This is a genomic window from Rhizobium sp. BR 317 (genome assembly GCF_047445835.1).
Classification (GTDB): Bacteria; Pseudomonadota; Alphaproteobacteria; order Rhizobiales; family Rhizobiaceae; genus Rhizobium; species Rhizobium paranaense.
In genome coordinates, this window is the sequence record NZ_JARWLB010000009.1 from 115,361 (window position 1) to 132,172 (window position 16,812).

At 59.1% G+C, this 16,812-nt stretch carries 17 protein-coding genes and 1 tRNA gene; 9 read left to right on the forward strand and 9 right to left on the reverse strand.

Going from position 1 to position 16,812, the window contains the following annotated elements; translation table 11 throughout:
- Positions 1-2 precede the first annotated feature (2 nt).
- Positions 3-398: a hypothetical protein gene (locus tag QD357_RS16245; protein WP_107107495.1), complete on the reverse strand. Its 396-nt coding sequence runs from the start codon at positions 396-398 to the stop codon at positions 3-5.
- A 305-nt stretch (positions 399-703) separates the two neighbouring features.
- Between QD357_RS16245 and QD357_RS16250 the strand changes: the two genes are divergently transcribed.
- The 7 genes from QD357_RS16250 (at position 704) to QD357_RS16280 (ending at position 5,113) form a co-directional block, all read left to right on the forward strand.
- Positions 704-780, forward strand: a tRNA-Pro gene (locus tag QD357_RS16250).
- A gap of 148 nt (positions 781-928) precedes the next feature.
- The gene (gene tnpA, locus QD357_RS16255; RefSeq protein WP_107107399.1) at positions 929-1,363 is read left to right on the forward strand and encodes an IS200/IS605 family transposase; all 435 of its coding nucleotides are present in this window, start codon (positions 929-931) and stop codon (positions 1,361-1,363) included.
- Positions 1,364-2,178: 815 nt separating this feature from the next.
- On the forward strand, positions 2,179-2,976 hold the full coding sequence (locus tag QD357_RS16260) for a pentapeptide repeat-containing protein (RefSeq protein WP_245407433.1): 798 nt from the start codon (positions 2,179-2,181) through the stop codon (positions 2,974-2,976).
- Positions 2,977-3,020: 44 nt separating this feature from the next.
- A complete protein-coding gene (locus tag QD357_RS16265) occupies positions 3,021-3,518 on the forward strand; it encodes a GAF domain-containing protein (RefSeq protein WP_107107401.1) in 498 nt (165 codons plus the stop codon).
- Between the two features lie 188 nt (positions 3,519-3,706).
- Positions 3,707-4,156, forward strand: coding sequence for a peptide-methionine (R)-S-oxide reductase MsrB (gene msrB, locus QD357_RS16270; protein WP_107107402.1), 450 nt, complete (start codon positions 3,707-3,709; stop codon positions 4,154-4,156).
- Positions 4,153-4,683: a peptide-methionine (S)-S-oxide reductase MsrA gene (gene msrA / locus QD357_RS16275; RefSeq protein ID WP_107107403.1), complete on the forward strand. Its 531-nt coding sequence runs from the start codon at positions 4,153-4,155 to the stop codon at positions 4,681-4,683. The genes msrB and msrA overlap by 4 nt, the downstream gene beginning before the upstream one ends.
- 31 nt (positions 4,684-4,714) lie before the next feature.
- Positions 4,715-5,113 (forward strand): DUF6314 family protein, encoded by a 399-nt coding sequence (locus tag QD357_RS16280; protein WP_146143979.1) that lies wholly within the window; start codon positions 4,715-4,717, stop codon positions 5,111-5,113.
- Here QD357_RS16280 and QD357_RS16285 read toward each other — a convergent pair.
- Positions 5,110-6,000 (reverse strand): LysR family transcriptional regulator, encoded by an 891-nt coding sequence (locus QD357_RS16285; RefSeq protein WP_107107405.1) that lies wholly within the window; start codon positions 5,998-6,000, stop codon positions 5,110-5,112. The two genes, QD357_RS16280 and QD357_RS16285, sit on opposite strands and share 4 nt — an antisense overlap.
- A 202-nt stretch (positions 6,001-6,202) precedes the next feature.
- Here QD357_RS16285 and QD357_RS16290 point away from each other — a divergent pair, with 202 nt between their 5' ends.
- Entirely contained in the window at positions 6,203-6,982 is a 780-nt protein-coding gene (locus tag QD357_RS16290; RefSeq protein WP_107107496.1) for a class I SAM-dependent methyltransferase, read from the forward strand.
- Positions 6,983-7,088: 106 nt separating this feature from the next.
- On the opposite strand, the gene QD357_RS16295 is transcribed toward QD357_RS16290, so the two are convergent.
- The 6 genes from QD357_RS16295 to QD357_RS16320 all read right to left on the reverse strand — a co-directional run bounded on the left by QD357_RS16295 (position 7,089) and on the right by QD357_RS16320 (position 14,076).
- Positions 7,089-8,153 (reverse strand): 3-deoxy-7-phosphoheptulonate synthase, encoded by a 1,065-nt coding sequence (locus QD357_RS16295; protein WP_107107406.1) that lies wholly within the window; start codon positions 8,151-8,153, stop codon positions 7,089-7,091.
- Between the two features lie 562 nt (positions 8,154-8,715).
- A complete protein-coding gene (locus tag QD357_RS16300; RefSeq protein ID WP_107107408.1) occupies positions 8,716-9,777 on the reverse strand; it encodes a porin in 1,062 nt (353 codons plus the stop codon).
- A gap of 428 nt (positions 9,778-10,205) precedes the next feature.
- Entirely contained in the window at positions 10,206-10,553 is a 348-nt protein-coding gene (locus QD357_RS16305) for a hypothetical protein (RefSeq protein WP_107107497.1), read from the reverse strand.
- 223 nt (positions 10,554-10,776) lie between these two features.
- Positions 10,777-12,261, reverse strand: coding sequence for a sulfate adenylyltransferase subunit CysN (cysN, locus tag QD357_RS16310; protein ID WP_107107409.1), 1,485 nt, complete (start codon positions 12,259-12,261; stop codon positions 10,777-10,779).
- A gap of 1 nt (position 12,262) precedes the next feature.
- Positions 12,263-13,216: a sulfate adenylyltransferase subunit CysD gene (gene cysD, locus QD357_RS16315; RefSeq protein ID WP_107107410.1), complete on the reverse strand. Its 954-nt coding sequence runs from the start codon at positions 13,214-13,216 to the stop codon at positions 12,263-12,265.
- Positions 13,217-13,344: 128 nt separating this feature from the next.
- Entirely contained in the window at positions 13,345-14,076 is a 732-nt protein-coding gene (locus QD357_RS16320; protein ID WP_107107411.1) for a phosphoadenylyl-sulfate reductase, read from the reverse strand.
- Positions 14,077-14,566: 490 nt separating this feature from the next.
- Between QD357_RS16320 and QD357_RS16325 the strand changes: the two genes are divergently transcribed.
- On the forward strand, positions 14,567-15,013 hold the full coding sequence (locus QD357_RS16325) for an RrF2 family transcriptional regulator (RefSeq protein ID WP_107107412.1): 447 nt from the start codon (positions 14,567-14,569) through the stop codon (positions 15,011-15,013).
- Between the two features lie 58 nt (positions 15,014-15,071).
- Here QD357_RS16325 and betA read toward each other — a convergent pair whose 3' ends face one another.
- Complete coding sequence (gene betA, locus QD357_RS16330) at positions 15,072-16,721, reverse strand: choline dehydrogenase (protein WP_107107413.1); 1,650 nt, start codon at positions 16,719-16,721, stop codon at positions 15,072-15,074.
- Between the last annotated feature and the right edge of the window lie 91 nt (positions 16,722-16,812).

The window sequence follows — 16,812 nt, forward strand, 5'->3', positions numbered from 1 at the left end:
GCTCAGCTTGCCTTTTCCGGCGGTGCCAGCAGTTCGGCGCAGTAAGAGGAGCCGTTGGTGCCAGGCTGGTCGCCGAGGATGTGGATCGAGCGGATGACATAGCTCTGGTTGGTGACGATATCGGCCTTGCAGCTAAGATAGAGCTTGCCCTTCTTTGCACCCTTCTTGCCGCCAACGCTGACCGTCTTGTAGCCGCCGCGCCAGGTGTAGACGCGGTTGCCGCCTTCGTCGCGGTCGGAAAGCGGCGGACCAAAGGAGGCGAAGAACCGGCCGGCCGACTGGCCTTCCCAACGGTCCTGAACCGGGTTGCTCGCAATCGTCGGAAGAGCTGTGCTTGTGGTCGTGCAGCCGGCCAGGGCCAGCAACAGCCCCGCCGCGGTAATCATGCGGATATTCATCGTATCGTCCTTGAAGCTTCTGTCTCGCAATCGGCTGCGGAAGCGCCGCTGTCCCACGACCTTTCCGCCTGTCCCGCTAAGGCTTTAGCGCCAAAGCCGGCAAAAGAAAATTCCCATCCGCGTGTACAAAGTGGGATTTTGCTGAATGTGTTGCGTCTTACGCACGTCGGCCGGTTTGCCACCTGTTTTCCTGCCGATTTTCTAAGCAATTGCCTTTGTAATCTTTTCGTCAAAAATCGAATGGTTTTTTTGATTTTGGTGCTTGTGCATCAAAAATGGCTGGTCTATAGAAGCGCCGCTGGTCACGGAGTGTAGCGCAGTCTGGTAGCGCACCACGTTCGGGACGTGGGGGTCGAGTGTTCGAATCACTCCACTCCGACCAGCTTGAAAAGCCCGCATTCGCGGGCTTTTTTCGTTGTGAGCAAGATAAACCTCCACCTTCGGTGGAGGACTGGACGAGTTCTACATAGTAATTGAGAGACCTCCGTGCTTGGACCGCTAGGCTGGCCGAGACATGAAACGGAGGTTTTATGGATGAACGCTCGCAATCACATGCGACGTGGGACTGCAAATATCACGTGGTCTTCGCGAGTAAATACCGCACGAAAAGACTCTACGGGGACGTGCGCCGTGAGTTGGGTGACCTTTTGCATAGGCTTGCTCTGCAAAAGGATTGCCGGATCGAGGAAGGGCACCTGATGCCCGACCATGTGCATATGCTGATATCGATCCCGCCGAAATATTCGGTGTCGCACATTGTCGGCTTCTTGAAGGGCAAGACGGCGCTTTACGTTGCCAACAAATGTGCCCGCAAGCGGCGCTACAAGGGATATCACTTTTGGGCGCGTGGGTACTTCGTGTCCACGACTGGCTACGATGAGCAGGTCGTCAGACGCTATATCCGTAATCAAGAAAAGGCCGACAAAGCTTCCGACTTTGCCGACCTCTTTAATCCTAGCTACTAACCTATAGCAAAACCGCTTCTAGCGGTTCAAGCGCAGCGTTTCAAACCTCCACCTCTGGTGGAGGTCATGACTTTTCGGACGTCAGAGCCGAATTCTTCACCGATTATTTCTTTTAACGTCCGGCTCGTCTGGGCGTGGCGCTATGCGGCCTGATCAGGAGGTAAGAGACTTGGCCAGCCTTGATGCGGTGCTTTTCGGATGAGCTGTCGGTGAGAATAGTTTGTCCGACCGGTTCTGAGGCCGAATGGTTTAGACGTTTAGGTCTAGGCTCTTTAGTTAAAATTCAATTCAACTAATTAAAATAGTTTCGTTGAGATTCAAAAATTTAATGATATTATCTAACCGTTAGGCGACTCTCCGCCTACGTGGCTGCTCCGGTAGCCACTGGGCCGCCCCCTCGTCCCCGAAAGGCGGCCCAATTTTTTGTCACTATTTGAGTTTACCGATGTGAGAATTGCCTGTGTGGCGGCGATAGGAACGCCCCACCACATGCTTGTTGACAAAAGCTAAGTCTGACTTACTATTAGCTTGCTAGATTAGATTGACCTCCAATCTGCGCCCATGGTGGCCTGGTCGTTTCCCTCGACCAGGCCACTTCTCGTTTCGGGCAGCTTTGCTCCCTGGGCGCGGCGCTGTTCCCGAATTTGCCGATTTTGCTTATCCGTGGCTCACGGGTTTTTATCCTCGCAACGAACCGCTGATAACGGCTGCGGCAACAGATATCCTTTTGTGGCAGGGGCGTTTTTCGTGGGCGAAAAACACCTATATACAAAATTGGAGCGGGGTGGTTGACTCGATGCTGAGGAGGCGCCCGCATGAAGAAGCGAGGGACAAGGATGCGGTCTTGGCGGGGACGAAATGCCGGCGGCGCGGCTTTGAATTGGTTTGCAGCGAGGGATAGGGGCGTCGTTGCCGGTCTTTCCGGGCTGGCGCTGGCAGTGACAATCCTGCTCGCATCCGGCGCCCACAATTCTGCACGAGCCGGCGATTGCGGCAGCGTGGCTTCGCCCGGTCTCGATTGGAGCGAATGCAGCAAAAACAATATTATGCTGCAGGGCGCCGACCTGCACGGAGCCAATCTTGTCGGTGCTCATTTCGACAGCACCGACCTTAGCAACGCCAATCTCACACTGGCAAATCTGGAGAAGGCAACGCTGGTGCGCACGTGGTTGAAGAATGCGCGGGCTGAGGCGGCGAATTTCTCGAGAATCGAAGCATACCGCTCCGATTTCACCAATGTCCTGGCCAACGGCGCCAGATTCGCCAGTGCCGAGCTGCAACGGGCGGAATTTAGCGGCGCGCAGCTTACCAACGCGGATTTTCAGAAGGCCGAGCTTGGCCGCGCTGATTTCGACAAGGCGGTGCTGACGGGGAGCAATTTTTCACTCGCCAATCTTTCCCGCGCCGCTCTGAGCGGCGCGACGATCAAGGGTCCGGTCGCCTTTAGCGGCGCCTTCATGTATCTGACGCGTATCGAAGGGCTCGATCTCTCGGCCGCCACCGGCCTGGAGCAACAGCAGATCAATCTTGCCTGCGGCGATCAAGCGACCAAGTTGCCCGCCGGGCTGAAAACGCCGGAAGGCTGGCCCTGTCCGCCCGACGACAAGGACTGAAAACAATCCGGCCGGTAACGACATAACCGAAAGGCAGCAATCCGATGTTTACAGAAAAGACGATCCAGCACGGCAGCAAACCTGAATTCTACCGCGAACTTGCCGGCCAGTTGCAGGCGCTGCTTGACGGTGAGTCCGATCCGATCGCCAACGCCGCCAACACCTCGGCGCTGATCTATCAGATGCTACCGGACCTCAACTGGGCCGGCTTCTATTTCCTGCAGTCGGATGACGAACTCGTGCTCGGGCCGTTCCAGGGCAAGCCGGCCTGCGTGCGCATTGCCGTCGGCCGCGGCGTCTGCGGGACGGCGGTCGAGGAGGAGCGGTCGATCCTTGTCGAAGACGTGCATGCTTTCCCGGGTCATATCGCCTGCGATGCCGCCTCCCGGTCGGAGCTGGTGGTGCCGCTGTTTCGCGAAGGCTATGTCTTCGGCGTCATCGATCTGGACAGCCCGCTCCCCCGCCGCTTCGACGCCGACGACCAGGCCGGCATTGAGGCCTTGGCGGCTATTTTTACCGCTGCCTGCGACTGGGATGAATGATCGCCGCTAGATGGCCGGCGCATCACGCTGCTGTGTGCGATATGGCAAATCCCTTGCTCCATACCTATATTTCCGTCGCAACCACTCCCGCGACGCTCATCGAGCTTGATGTCTGTAACGATATCCAGTGTTCTCTCGTAGTACCTGGCTGAGTTCGAAATATGCGTCTGAGGGTAAGGAGAACAGGAATGCAGAACTACAGCAAGACTTCCGAGGCTATAGCGAAGCTGTCTCCCGAGCAGTACCGCGTGACGCAGCAAAGCGGTACCGAGCGTCCGGGCACGGGCGAATATCTGAACAATAAGCAGCCCGGCATCTATGTCGACATCGTATCGGGCGAGCCGCTGTTTGCCTCGTCCGACAAGTTCGATTCGGGTTGCGGCTGGCCGAGCTTCACCAAGCCGATCGAAGCTGCCTATATCAACGAGCTTACCGACATCTCGCACGGCATGCTGCGCACCGAGGTGCGCTCTATCCATGGCGACAGCCATCTCGGCCATGTCTTCCCGGATGGGCCGGAGGATCGCGGCGGTTTGCGCTATTGCATCAACTCCGCCTCCCTCCGTTTCGTGCATCGTGATCGCATGGAAACCGAGGGTTATGGCGCCTATCTCGACCAAGTGGAGGATATCCGATGACTACGGAACGTGCAGTTCTCGCCGGCGGTTGTTTCTGGGGCATGCAGGACCTCATCCGCCGCTATAACGGCGTCATATCGACGCGCGTCGGCTATACCGGCGGCGACGTCCGCAATGCGACCTATCGCAACCACGGCACCCATGCGGAAGCGATCGAGATCACCTTCGATCCCGAGAAGATCAGCTATCGCGACCTTCTGGAATTCTTCTTCCAGATCCATGATCCGAGCACACGCAACCGCCAGGGTAACGATGTCGGCCTGAGCTATCGATCGGCGATCTTCTATACGAGCGACGAGCAGAAGCGGGTCGCCCTGGACACGATCGCCGATGTCGACGCTTCCGGTCTCTGGCCGGGCAAGGTCGTCACCGAAGTGACGCCGGTAAGCGATTTCTGGGAAGCCGAACCGGAGCACCAGGATTATCTGGAGCGCATCCCGAACGGCTATACCTGCCATTTCGTTCGCCCCGGCTGGAAGCTGCCGGCCCGGCAGTCCGATGCTACTACGCAGCGCGCGGCTTCCTGAATGACGGATGCGTTGGCCGCCGGGGGCGGTCATGGATGAACGGCTGAGACCCTATCTCGGCACGTGGGACGTGAGGCGGAAGGTCATCGACCGCCTCAACGCCTCCCTTATCCTCTTCGAAGGACAGGCATTCGTCACGCCGCACCAGTTCGAGGAGCATGGCGACACGATGATGGACCATGCGACGCTTAGGAGCAGCCGTACCTACCGGCTGGATAGCGAGGCCGGGCATGTCACCGTCAATTTCCCCGACCTCACCGAATTCATTCGCATCGGAAATGGCGCCTCGCAGCGCTTTGTCCATCAATGTGGCCCCGATCTCTATCGCGGCCGTCTCTTCTTTCGCGGGCCGGATGCCTGGGCCGAGATATGGCATGTGCAAGGGCCACGAAAGCACTATGTGAGTCTGGCTCACTATCGCCGCGCCTAACTCGTCAGGGCGGGATGCGAGGCTGAAAATGCCTGCGCTTCCTTCTGCAGCCATTCGCAGAACAGGACCGATTTTCGATTGCGCCGGGCACGCCGCAGCGCCACGTAATGATGTCCGCTGTCGATGAAGCCCAGGGGCGCGGCGAGGCGGCCGAAGCGGATGTCGTCGGTCACATAGGGCCAAGGTGCTACGCAGACGCCAAGGCCGGCACTGGCAGCCTCCAGCATGAAGTAGAAATGCTCATATTCCACGCGCCCTCCGGCCTCGACCGGCGCGCCAGACCGCGACAGCCAGTCACCCCAGGCGCGAAGGCGGGTTCTGGTATGAAGCTGCGGAACGCCAGCGAAATTTTCGGAGGCGGTTCTTTCGAGGGAAGGGGAAAGAACGGGGCCTGTCTGCTCCGGAAACAACGCGATGACCTCCGCGCCCTGCGGCCAGGGTGCCGCCCCGACCCGGATCGCAACATCGAAGCCGTCGCGCGCAAAATCGACAGGACGGGACGATGCCGTCAGGCGGACTTCGATATTGGGATACTCGGCCTGAAATCGATAAAGCCGCGGGATCAGCCAGCGCATGGTAAAGGTGCCGGGGCAGGAGACGTCGAGTGATCCGTCTTCCGTATCGGCTACCGACCGCACCGACATATCGATCTGATCGAAAGCGGAGACCAAGCCCGACAACAGGGTCGAGCCTGCCTCCGTCAACCGTAGTTTGTTCTTCGGCCCCTCGAATAGCGGCACACCCAGCACATCCTCGAGATGCTGGATCTGCCGGCTGACGGCGCTATGCGTCACGTTTAGCTCGTCCGCCGCCAGCGTCATCCGTCCATGCCGGCCGGCGGCTTCGAAGGCACGTAAGGCGTTAAGGGATGGGATGCGGCGGGCCATGTGAGATTTCCGAACAGCTTTTGTTCGATCATATCGGTTTTCTTCCTGTGCGCCATAATGTTTTGTCCTGCTTACAATGTAAATTTTCCCATTGAGGGAACAATGACGTTCGGAATGCGCGAGCATTTTCGGCGATGGCAACGCTATGCTTGACGAACCGCGAGGCTGCTCAGCCCAGCCAGACAATGAGGATGAAGAGATGATGGCCAGCAGACATCAGGACGGCAGCGCAGGTGACGCGAACTACGGCGTGATCGGCACGAATTACGCAAAATATCGCCAGCCGGATCCGCATATTGCGGCGTTCATCCAGGCCGCCTTGGGCGATGCCCGCAGCGTCCTCAATGTCGGTGCTGGCGCCGGCTCCTATGAGCCCGTTGATCGCGCGGTGACGGCGGTTGAGCCGTCTGCATCGATGCGGGCGCAGCGGCCGGTGCATCTGCCTGCAGCCATTGACGCCACTGGCGAGAAGCTTCCCTTTGCTGATGGCAGTTTCGATGCCTGCATGGCGACATTCACCGTGCATCAGTGGTCCGATCTGGCGGCAGGGCTTGCTGAGATGCGGCGGGTGACGCGCGGTCCCGTCCTGATCCTCACCGCCGATCCGGACGAACTCGATCGCTTCTGGCTCGTTGACTATGCGCCGGAAGTGATCGCGGTGGAGGCACGCCGCTACCCGCAGATAGCGACCATCAGCGAGGGGTTGGGAGGCAATGCCAAAGTCATTCCGGTGCCGATCCCGCTCCATTGCACGGACGGTTTCGGCGAGGCCTATTACGGGCGCCCGGAACGCCTGCTGGAGCCGGGTGCCCGTCTCGCCAACTCGGCCTGGAGTTTCGTCGATGCTTCGATCGGCGACCGCTTCGCCTTCGATCTCGGACGCGATCTCAAGGACGGTACATGGGATGCCAAATACGGGCATCTGCGTGCGCAGCCGGAATTCGAGGGATCGCTAAAACTGATTGTCGGTAGGCGATCCTGAAACGGAGGAGGAGGCTTGTCCTGAGGCGCCTGGTGAGGGCAAGCTTGAAAGCGACCGGTGGTCGTTCACCAATGTATATCGGTGAACGACCCCTTGATCGGAAATGCTATTGGCGGGCCATCCGCCGCCGTGTTTGTGCGGCTCGGGCCAGTTCCTCCAGCGTGCGGACGGACGTTGGCCAATCAATGCAGCCGTCGGTGATGCTTTGGCCATAGACCAGCGCTTTACCGGGCACCAGATCCTGGCGGCCGCCGACGATATTGCTCTCCATCATCATGCCTTTGATGCGACGGTCGCCGGCAGATATCTGCTCTGCGACGGAGCTGACGACCATCGGCTGGTTCTCGGGGTTCTTGCCGCTATTGGCATGGCTGGCATCGATGATGATCCGCGGATCAAGTCCGGCCTGCTGAGCCTGCGCCGATACTGCCTGCACGCTGGCCGCGTCGTAGTTGGGTTGCTTGCCGCCGCGCAGAATGAGGTGGCAATCCTCGTTGCCGCGTGTCGAGGCAATCGCTGCAAGGCCTTCCTTGGTCACCGCCGGGAAATGATGCGGCTGCGAGGCCGCCACGATCGCATCGAGCGCGATCCTTGCATCGCCATTCGTGCCATTCTTGAAGCCGACCGGGCATGAAAGGCCAGACGCGAGTTGGCGATGCACTTGGCTCTCGGTCGTCCTTGCACCGATCGCACCCCAGCTTACCAGATCGGAAATGTACTGCGGCGTGATCGTGTCGAGATATTCGCAGCCGGCGGGCAGCCCGATCTCGTTGACGTCGATCAAAAGGCTTCTGGCGATGCGCAATCCCTCTTCGATGCGGTAGCTTCCGTCGAGATGAGGATCGTTGATGAGGCCCTTCCAGCCGACCGTGGTGCGAGGCTTCTCGAAATAGACCCGCATGATGATTTCGAGATCGTCGGCGAACCGGTCGCGCTGTTCTTTCAGGCGGGCGGCATAGTCGCGCGCTGCGACAGGGTCGTGGATGGAGCAGGGGCCGATCACCACGATCAATCGATCGTCGTCATTGTTCAGGATGCGATGGACGGCGCTACGCGCTTCCGTCACGGTTGTGGTGACGGCCTCATCCCGCGGGATCTCCTCTATGATACGGGAGGGCGAGGTGAGGGCAGTGATCTCGACAATTCGCAAATCATCAGTGGAATTCAACACGGTATCGGTTCCTTTTTGGGGTCATACCGTGCCGACAAAAAAGCCGCCAGGTAGGACTAGCGGCTGTTCGGGTCTATGTCGTTGCGTCGATTTTACCTACGCACGCGCCCGCCTCCGCTGAGAGCAGCGGTACGAATAAAATCGCGAGGCATTTGCGCAGGTGAATGACATGCGGCCTCTCTACGACAAAAAAGACGGCTTGTCGATAATGTTGATACTTTCGCAGCGCATCATCACAACCTTCGTTGTGGGCGGAGGCTTCTCGCTTTTGCTTCAAGACCTTCCGAGAACTGCTTGCAGCTTCTTGGCCCTCTGCGGACAGTGCCCCCGAAACAATGCCATTGTCCTGGCATTGGAGAGGTCAGGTCATGCAAATGAGAATATCATTATATATAATATGACGAAAATAAAAATCTACCTCCGGATGTGATGCATCCGGTTGGTAGTTGCTCTAAAATGTAAGAATACCCTAACTCGGAAGGACCGGCCCAACTTCGCTGGAAGTTGGACCGGCCCCCATCCGATCAGGGGTCAAGTCAGATCAGATCTCAGAAACGAGGTCTTAGAAGCTACGCTGGAAGCGCAGAACGCCAGCCCACTGGTCCTGGTTGATGGAGTCCCAGTTGGTGTAGGAAACTTCCGGCTGAACCAGCAGGTTCTTGACCGGGTTCCAACGAAGGTTGGCGGTAGCTGCGAAGATCTTCGAGTCGGTGTAAGCAACCTGAGCGTTGGCCTGGAGCTTGTCGTTGAACGGAACGGTGACGCCGCCCCAAACAGCCCAATCGCCCCAGCCGATGCCCTTGGCCGGGCCGGCGCCGTTTGCGCTGGCGTACTTGTTCAGCTTGTCGCCGTCCGTGTTCCAGCCGCCCATGACGAACGCCTTGAAGACGCCGAAGTCGGCATCGGCGCGAGCCTTGATAGCGCCTTCTTCAACGATCGAGTCATAACCGCCGACGATCTTGAAGCCGAAGTTGCCAGCCTTATAACCAGCACCGGCAACAACGTCCGGAGCGTAATGGTCGGAGCTGTCTTCGCCGTTGACGCCCTTGGCGCCCGAACCGGAGTTGGAGTCTTCGAGCGAGATAACAGCGGTGAAGCCGTTGCCTGCGTCGTAGTTGTAGGTCAACTGGTTGAGTTCGTACGGGCCGTCATAGACCACGTCGTCGTTGATGACGTTGCCGGCATAACCCATGTACAGGTTATACTGCGAGTCGAGCTTACCAACGGTGAAGCCAGCGAGGCTGATGTTGGCGAACAGGAGCTTCGTGGTGGTCGAGCCACCTTCCTGCCAATCCCAACGGTAGATGGTGTTGGTCTTCAGCGGACCGAATTCGGTGTCGCTTGCGGTGTCAACGCTCAACTGAGCGCGGGTGTGCCACAGCGTGCCGAAACGGTCAGCCGGGTTGTAGGCGTTGTACCACTTGCCTTCGGTACGGACCATGCCGCCGATCTTGAGGCAGGTCTCAGTGCCCGGGATAAAGAAATAGCCGGCGCCGTATGCGTCGCAGATGCGGACGTATTCGAGCGGTTCCGGCTCAGCAGCAACAACAGCGTCAGCAGCGTGTGCGCCTGAAACTACTGCGAGGGCAGCAGCGGAGCCGAGAAGAAGGCTCTTGATATTCATAAAAACTCCAATCCAATATAGATTGGGCACAGGCCATCGCGCCGAAAAACCGACGTGCCTCACCCTATCCCTGTTAAAAACCCCGACTCGGGAGAAACGGGCCCCACCCGCTTCTGTTCGTCATTAAGACCGAATTCCTTCAAAGTAATATGATATATTTTTCACAGAATGACGTTTTCTTGATTTTTCATTTTAAGTTGCAGGAAAGCCACATCTGCAAATACAGATAGTAAGGTTACCGAAATGTAAGGTTCCCGTAATGCTATCTACGTAATAATCACTTCGGATTAGGAAATCTGTTCCGGCTGCAGCGCGCTCTTGGAAGTCGCGGAAGTTCAATGCTGAACGTGCGTGTGCGGCACGCAGACCAAGTCGACGCCGTTGACGACATCGCGAACTGGATTGATGTAAGGTGAAGGGCCGTCCGACTAATACAGAACGGTTCGCTTCGAGGACGGCGATATCAGCTTGCTAAGGACGGCGCCGATCGCGATGCCCCAGAGGCCACCGGACATGTCCACGATGATATCCATCGGAGAACCGTAACTTCCATTCGCCACGAAATGCGAGAAGCCGAGCACCGAGACGCTGCCGATCATCAACAGGCAGGTGAAGGAGGGCGATTGCGGATAAGCAAGGCGCGCCAGCATGCCCGCGACGCAGAGTGCGCCGGCACGATACATGTTGAAGGGATTGCCCAGTTCGGCCTGTAAATTGAGATGCGCGAGGGTCACGGCAACCAGTGCCGCGATATAGCTCCACGCGATAATTTTCAAAAACCGACCTGATATCATGGGGCTATTGTATAGCAGCGGCGGACTGAAACTCCAGTCTCCCGCGTTTGCTATGAGTTGTGATCACCATCTTGCGATGCACACATTTTATGTGTTCGGGAAATATATTGTTGCGCACGACGAAAAGCTAACGGCGCTTATGGCTAATATTTTCTAAAAAAAAGGGGCCGTTCGGCCCCTTTTTCCATCACCAATTTACCGTCGATCAAATATCGCTGGCGGCGTTCGCCCAAATCTCCGCGGCCTGTGCTGCGGTGACGCGACGAACTTCGGTTTCGTCGCGGCGGCTGCTGAAGAGTTCGCTGGCCATGATCTGGTCGGCAAGATCGGCCGGCAGCGACAGGAGTACCCGTTGGCCATCCTTATGAATGCCGCCGACGTCGGCGCGCTTGCCGGTGATCATGCCGCCCGCAACCGTGTTGTTGGTTTCGGGGTCGATCAGGATGAAGGAGCCGGTCGAGCGGTTCTGCTCGTAGGGATCGAAGACCGCAGCTTCGTCGAAGGAGAGGCGGACCTTGCCGATCGCGTTCATCCAGAGCGCCTGTGCAGGTGCCCAGGCGCCGGTCTTCAGCTCGAGCTGAGCGATCGGCTGCACCTGCACGCGCTGGCGACGGCTGCCGCTCTTCAGCCAGTAACGCTTGCCGGGCTCGATGCCCTCCGGCTGCAGCGCGACGATCTGCGCGTCGAAGGAGAGGCCGGATTGCGGCTGGCTGTCGATGGCGACGATCATGTCACCGCGCGATACGTCCACCTGCCGGTCGAGCACGAGCGTGATCGCGTCTCCTGCGACGGCAGCGTTACGGACGAGATCGAAGGTGACGATCTTGGAGACATTGGCGACCATGCCCGACGGCAGGATCATGACGCTGTCGCCCGGCTTCACCGAGCCGCCGGCAACGGTGCCTTGATAGCCGCGGAAGCTTTCGCCCGGTCGTGACACGCGCTGGACGGAAAGGCGGAAGCCGACCGCCTGTGCCGAACGCACGGTGGCGAGTTCCAGCGTCTCGACCAGCGTCGGGCCGGTGTACCAGGGCATGGCGGCCTGGCCGGAATAGACGACGTTCTCGCCCTTCAGCGCCGACATGGGGATTGCGGTGATCTGCTTGACGCCGAGCGACAGAGCGAATTCGCGGAAATCATGCGAAATCTTCTCGAAACCGGCGCGGTCGTAGTTCGTCAGGTCGATCTTGTTGATGGCAAGTACGAACTGCTTGATGCCGAGCAGCGAAGCGATCGTCGCATGGCGGCGCGTCTGTTCGAGGATGCCCATGCGCGCGTCGACCAGCAGCACGGCGAGATCGGCGGTGGAGGCGCCGGTCGCCATGTTGCGGGTATATTGCTCATGGCCGGGCGTGTCGGCGACGATGAAGGAGCGCTTATCGGTCGAGAAATAGCGATAGGCGACATCGATGGTGATGCCCTGTTCGCGCTCGGCCTGCAGGCCGTCGAGCAGAAGTGCGAAGTCGGGCAGGCCGAGATCGTTCTGCTTGCCGGTGGAATCGCGCTGCAGCGTGGCGGCCTGGTCTTCCTTGACGGCCTTGGTGTCCCAGAGCAGACGGCCGATCAGCGTGGATTTGCCGTCGTCGACGCTGCCGCATGTGATCAGGCGAAGCGGGCGCGAGTCGCGCACTGCCTTGGCGGGCTCGGCGGCCGGCAGGGTGACGACGTTTGCGGTTGCGGCTGCGGTCATCTCAGAAATATCCTTCACGCTTCTTCTTTTCCATGGAGCCGGATTGGTCGCGGTCGATGGCGCGGCCCTGTCGTTCGGAAACCGTGGCGATTTCCAGCTCTGCAATAACGTCTTCGAGGGTGGTGGCAGTCGAGCGGATCGCGCCCGTCAGCGGGAAGCAGCCGAGCGTACGGAAGCGGATGACTTCCTCGCGCTTGACCTCGCCGGGCAGCAGTTCGAGCCGCGGATCGGCGGCCATGATCATCATGCCGTCGCGCTCAACGATCGGACGCTTTTCGGCGAAATAGAGCGGCACGATGGGAATGTCCTCGGCCTGGATGTAGCGCCAGATATCGACCTCGGTCCAGTTGGACAGCGGGAAGACGCGGACGCTCTCGCCCTTGCGGATCTGGCCGTTATAGACGTTCCAGAGTTCCGGCCGTTGATTGCGCGGATCCCAGCGATGGTCCGGCGTGCGGAAGGAATAGATGCGTTCCTTGGCGCGCGAGGCCTCTTCGTCGCGGCGCGCACCACCGAAAGCGGCGTCGTACTGACCTGCATCGAGCGCCTGGCGCAGCGCTTCCGTCTTCATGATGTCGGTATAGCGTGCCGAGCCATGGGTGAACGGCGTGACGTTTTCGGCCTTGCCGCGCGGATTGATGTGTTCGATCAGGTCGAGGTCGTACTTCTTCACGATCTCGTCGCGGAAGGTGATCATCTCGGCAAACTTCCAGCCGGTGTTCACATGCAGCAGCGGGAAGGGCACGCGGCCAGGATAGAAGGCCTTGCGGGCCAGATGCAGCAGCACCGAGGAATCCTTGCCGATCGAATACAGCATCACCGGACGCTCGAATTCGGCCGCCACTTCGCGGAAGATGTGAATCGACTCGTTTTCTAGCGCCTTCAAATGCGGGTCGAGCGGCGGCTTGGTGCTCTGCGGATTGGAGAGTTCCGTATCCGGACGGCTATCAGGCATTTCTAACTCCAGAATTCAGATAGTTCCGACCGGGAGGCTGGCCGGAAGAACAGGATGTGTTGGTTCCCGGTAGGCTGGCGGCAGGTCTAGCTGCGCCTCACACCGGTGCCGGGAACCGGCGGGAGATGTCACTGTGCAGCGGTTTCCTCATGAACATGCAGGCCGCATTCGCGCTTCTCGTCGTTTTCCCACCACCAGCGACCGGCCCGCTCGGGCTCGCCCGGTTTGATGGCGCGGGTGCAGGGTTCACAGCCGATAGAGGGATAACCGCGCTGATGCAATGGGTTCACCGGCACGCTGTTGTCGGCGACATAGGCGCGGATCACGTCGATGTCCCAGTCGGCAAGCGGGTTGACCTTGATGAGATTGCGCTCGGGGTCGTATTCGGCAAAAGGCGTATCGGCACGATTGGCCGACTGGCCGCGACGCAGGCCGGTGACCCAGATCGTTGCGCCGGAAAGTGCGCGCGCAAGCGGCTTCAGCTTGCGCACGCCACAACAGGCATGACGGGCTTCGACGCTCTCATAGAAACCGTTGAGACCATATTTCTCTGCATAGGCATCGATGTCGGCCTGTTCCGGCTCGTAACGGGTGATGCGGATATCGTATTGGCTTTCGGTTTCATCGATCAGCGCCAGCGTTTCCGGAAAAAGACGGCCGGTCTGCAGCGTCGCAACTTCGATCGGCAGGCGATGATTGCCGATCTCTGCGGTGATAACCTGATCTTCGATCCCGAGGGAGGTCGTAAAGACGGCATGGCCGCCGAGGCCGGCGACCAGAGACAGACGGCCCGCGAGATCGAGCGCCGCCAACCGGCTGTTCAGCGTTCCGGCTTCTTCGATAAGATTGATGGCAGTCATGGAGAATCCTGTCCTGATATTGGACCGGAGTATCGCAGCTTGTCAGGGGGGCGGACAGAAAAATGGATTTCGAAAGCGAGGGAATAGAGAGCAAATATCTCCATGAAGCCGCGCCCATGCGGAAAAGCGACCGCCTCGGCTGTTAACCAAGACGTTTTGCCCTCTGAGGCCGGTCGGCGCAGCGGCACCGATAAGACTAGTCATATCTAAGTGCTTGCTTTAATGTCTATAGAAATAGTAGGGTTACACGCGGCTTGTCAAACGGAAATCGGAAGTGATGGCCAAAAAGATGCGGAACGCCGAATTTTGCCCTAAACTGTGGGCATAGCGATAAGAATGAAAACAAGGCTGGGTTGCCGGCACGACCCAAGCTTTTCATTATCTGCGTGTAAATGCGGGATGGAAGCTTGGTAAAAGTATTGAGAGTTCCGAAACGATGTGGCCGGATGTATCGGGTAAGCGCATCGTATGTGTGTGTAGACGGTTCGAAATGATCACTCAGAAAGCAAAATATGCGTTGCGGGCGCTGTCTGCTCTGGCTCAGGCCGAAGCGGGAGAGCCGGTTATGATTTCCGATATTGCCGCGCAGCAGAAAATCCCGAAGAAATTTCTGGAGCAGATCCTTCTCGACCTGAAACATCAGGGCATCGTCATCAGCCGTCGCGGCAAACAGGGCGGTTATCTCCTGCGCAAGCCTGCGAACGAAATCACCTTCGGCGAGATCCTGCGCATCATCGACGGGCCGATCGCGCCATTGCCCTGTCTTTCCATTACCGCCTATCGTCGCTGCGACGATTGCGACGGCGAGCAAACCTGCGAAATCCGCCACGTTTTCGCCAGGGTTGCCGATGCCACCCGCAAGGTCCTGTTCTCGACCACCATCGCCGATGCAGTGGCGCTGCCCAATACCACGGAAGTCGCTCGGCTGCTGGCTTGATGAGGCTTCGGCTGGCGGTATGCTCCTCGCCGGCTTCCTTCTCGATCGCCCGCGGAACTTACCGATCGCTCACCGTCCAGCGCGGGTTGATCCAGGGCTCCTGGTTCGATCGCGCCAGCCTTGGCTTGCCGAGAATATGGTCGGCGGCTTTTTCGCCGGTCATGATAGAGGGGCCATTGAGATTGCCGTAGGTGACATGTGGGAAGATCGAGCTGTCGGCGACGCGCAGGCCATCGACGCCGATAACGCGCGTGTCCGGGTCGACCACGGCCATCGGATCGTCCTTCGAGCCCATCTTGCAGGTGCCGCAGGGATGATAGGCGCTCTCCAGATGCTCGCGGAGGAAGGCGTCGATCTGATCGTCGGTCTGGACGTCCGGTCCGGGCTGGATTTCCGGGCCGCGATATTCGTTGAAAGCCTCCTGCCCGAAGATTTCGCGCGTGAGCCGCACGCAGTGGCGGAATTTTTCCCAGTCCTCCGGATGGCTCATATAGTTGAAGCGGATGACGGGATCGGCCTTGGGATCTGAGGAGCGCAGCGTCACAGCGCCGCGTGATTTCGACAGGTTATAGCCGACATGCGCCTGGAATCCGTGGCTCTTCGCCGCCGCCTTGCCGTCATAGCTGATAGCGACCGGCAGGAAGTGATATTGGATATCGGGCTGCTTGACTCCTGGTGCGGATCGCACGAAAGCGCAGGCTTCGAACTGGTTGGAGGTTCCGAGGCCGGATTTGAAGAACATCCATTGCGCCCCGGCAATGCCCTGCATGTACCAGGGCAGCCAGGAATACAGCGAAACCGGCTTCAGGCTGGTCTGCTGGAAATAGAATTCCATGTGGTCCTGCAGATTGGCGCCGACGCCCGGCCGGTTCACCTTCACCTCGATGCCCATCTCCTGCAGATGCGCGCCGGGGCCGATGCCTGAGAGCATCAGCAGCTTCGGCGAGTTGAAGGAGGAGGCCGAAACGATGACCTCGCGGTTCGCCTTGACGATCTCGACCTTGCCGCCGCGCTCGATCTCGACGCCGGTCGCACGGCCGTTTTCGATCACCACCTTGCGGGCGAGGCAACGGATCAGTTGGACATTCGGCCGTTTCAGCGCCGGCTTCAGATAGGCCGTCGCCGCGGACCAGCGCCGACCGGCCCATGTCGTCTGCTCCATCAGGCCGAAGCCTTCCTGCTTGCCGCCGTTATAATCCTCGGTCGCCTCAAAGCCCGCCTGCTTGCCGGCTTCGATGAAAGCGTGGAACAGCGGATTGCGGGCATCGCCGCGCCGGACATGCAGAGGACCGTCGGTCCCGCGCCAGCCCTCTTCGCCGCCATGCGAATGCTCCATCCGCTTGAAATAAGGGAGTACGTCGGCATAGGCCCAGCCTTGAGCGCCGAGCTCTTCCCAGCGGTTGAAATCCTCCGCGTGACCTCTGACGTAGACCATGCCGTTGATCGAGGACGAGCCGCCGATGACCTTGCCGCGCGGCGCGGTGATGCGCCGGTTGTTGAGCTGCGGCTCCGGCTCGGAAAGGTAACCCCAATTGTAGCGGCTCATGCTCATCGGCCAGGCAAGCGCCGCCGGCATCTGGATGAACGGGCCGATGTCGCTGCCGCCGAATTCAAGCACGATGACTGAATTCTTACCATCCTCCGACAGCCGGTAGGCCATGGCGGAGCCGGCGGAACCTGAGCCGATGATGACGAAATCTGCCTGCATTTTTGTCTCCCTGTGGCCGCCTCGATCCTTCGAGGCCCGCCTTTGGCGAGCACCTCAGGATGAGGCGGATCATCGTTCGCGCTTGCGGTTG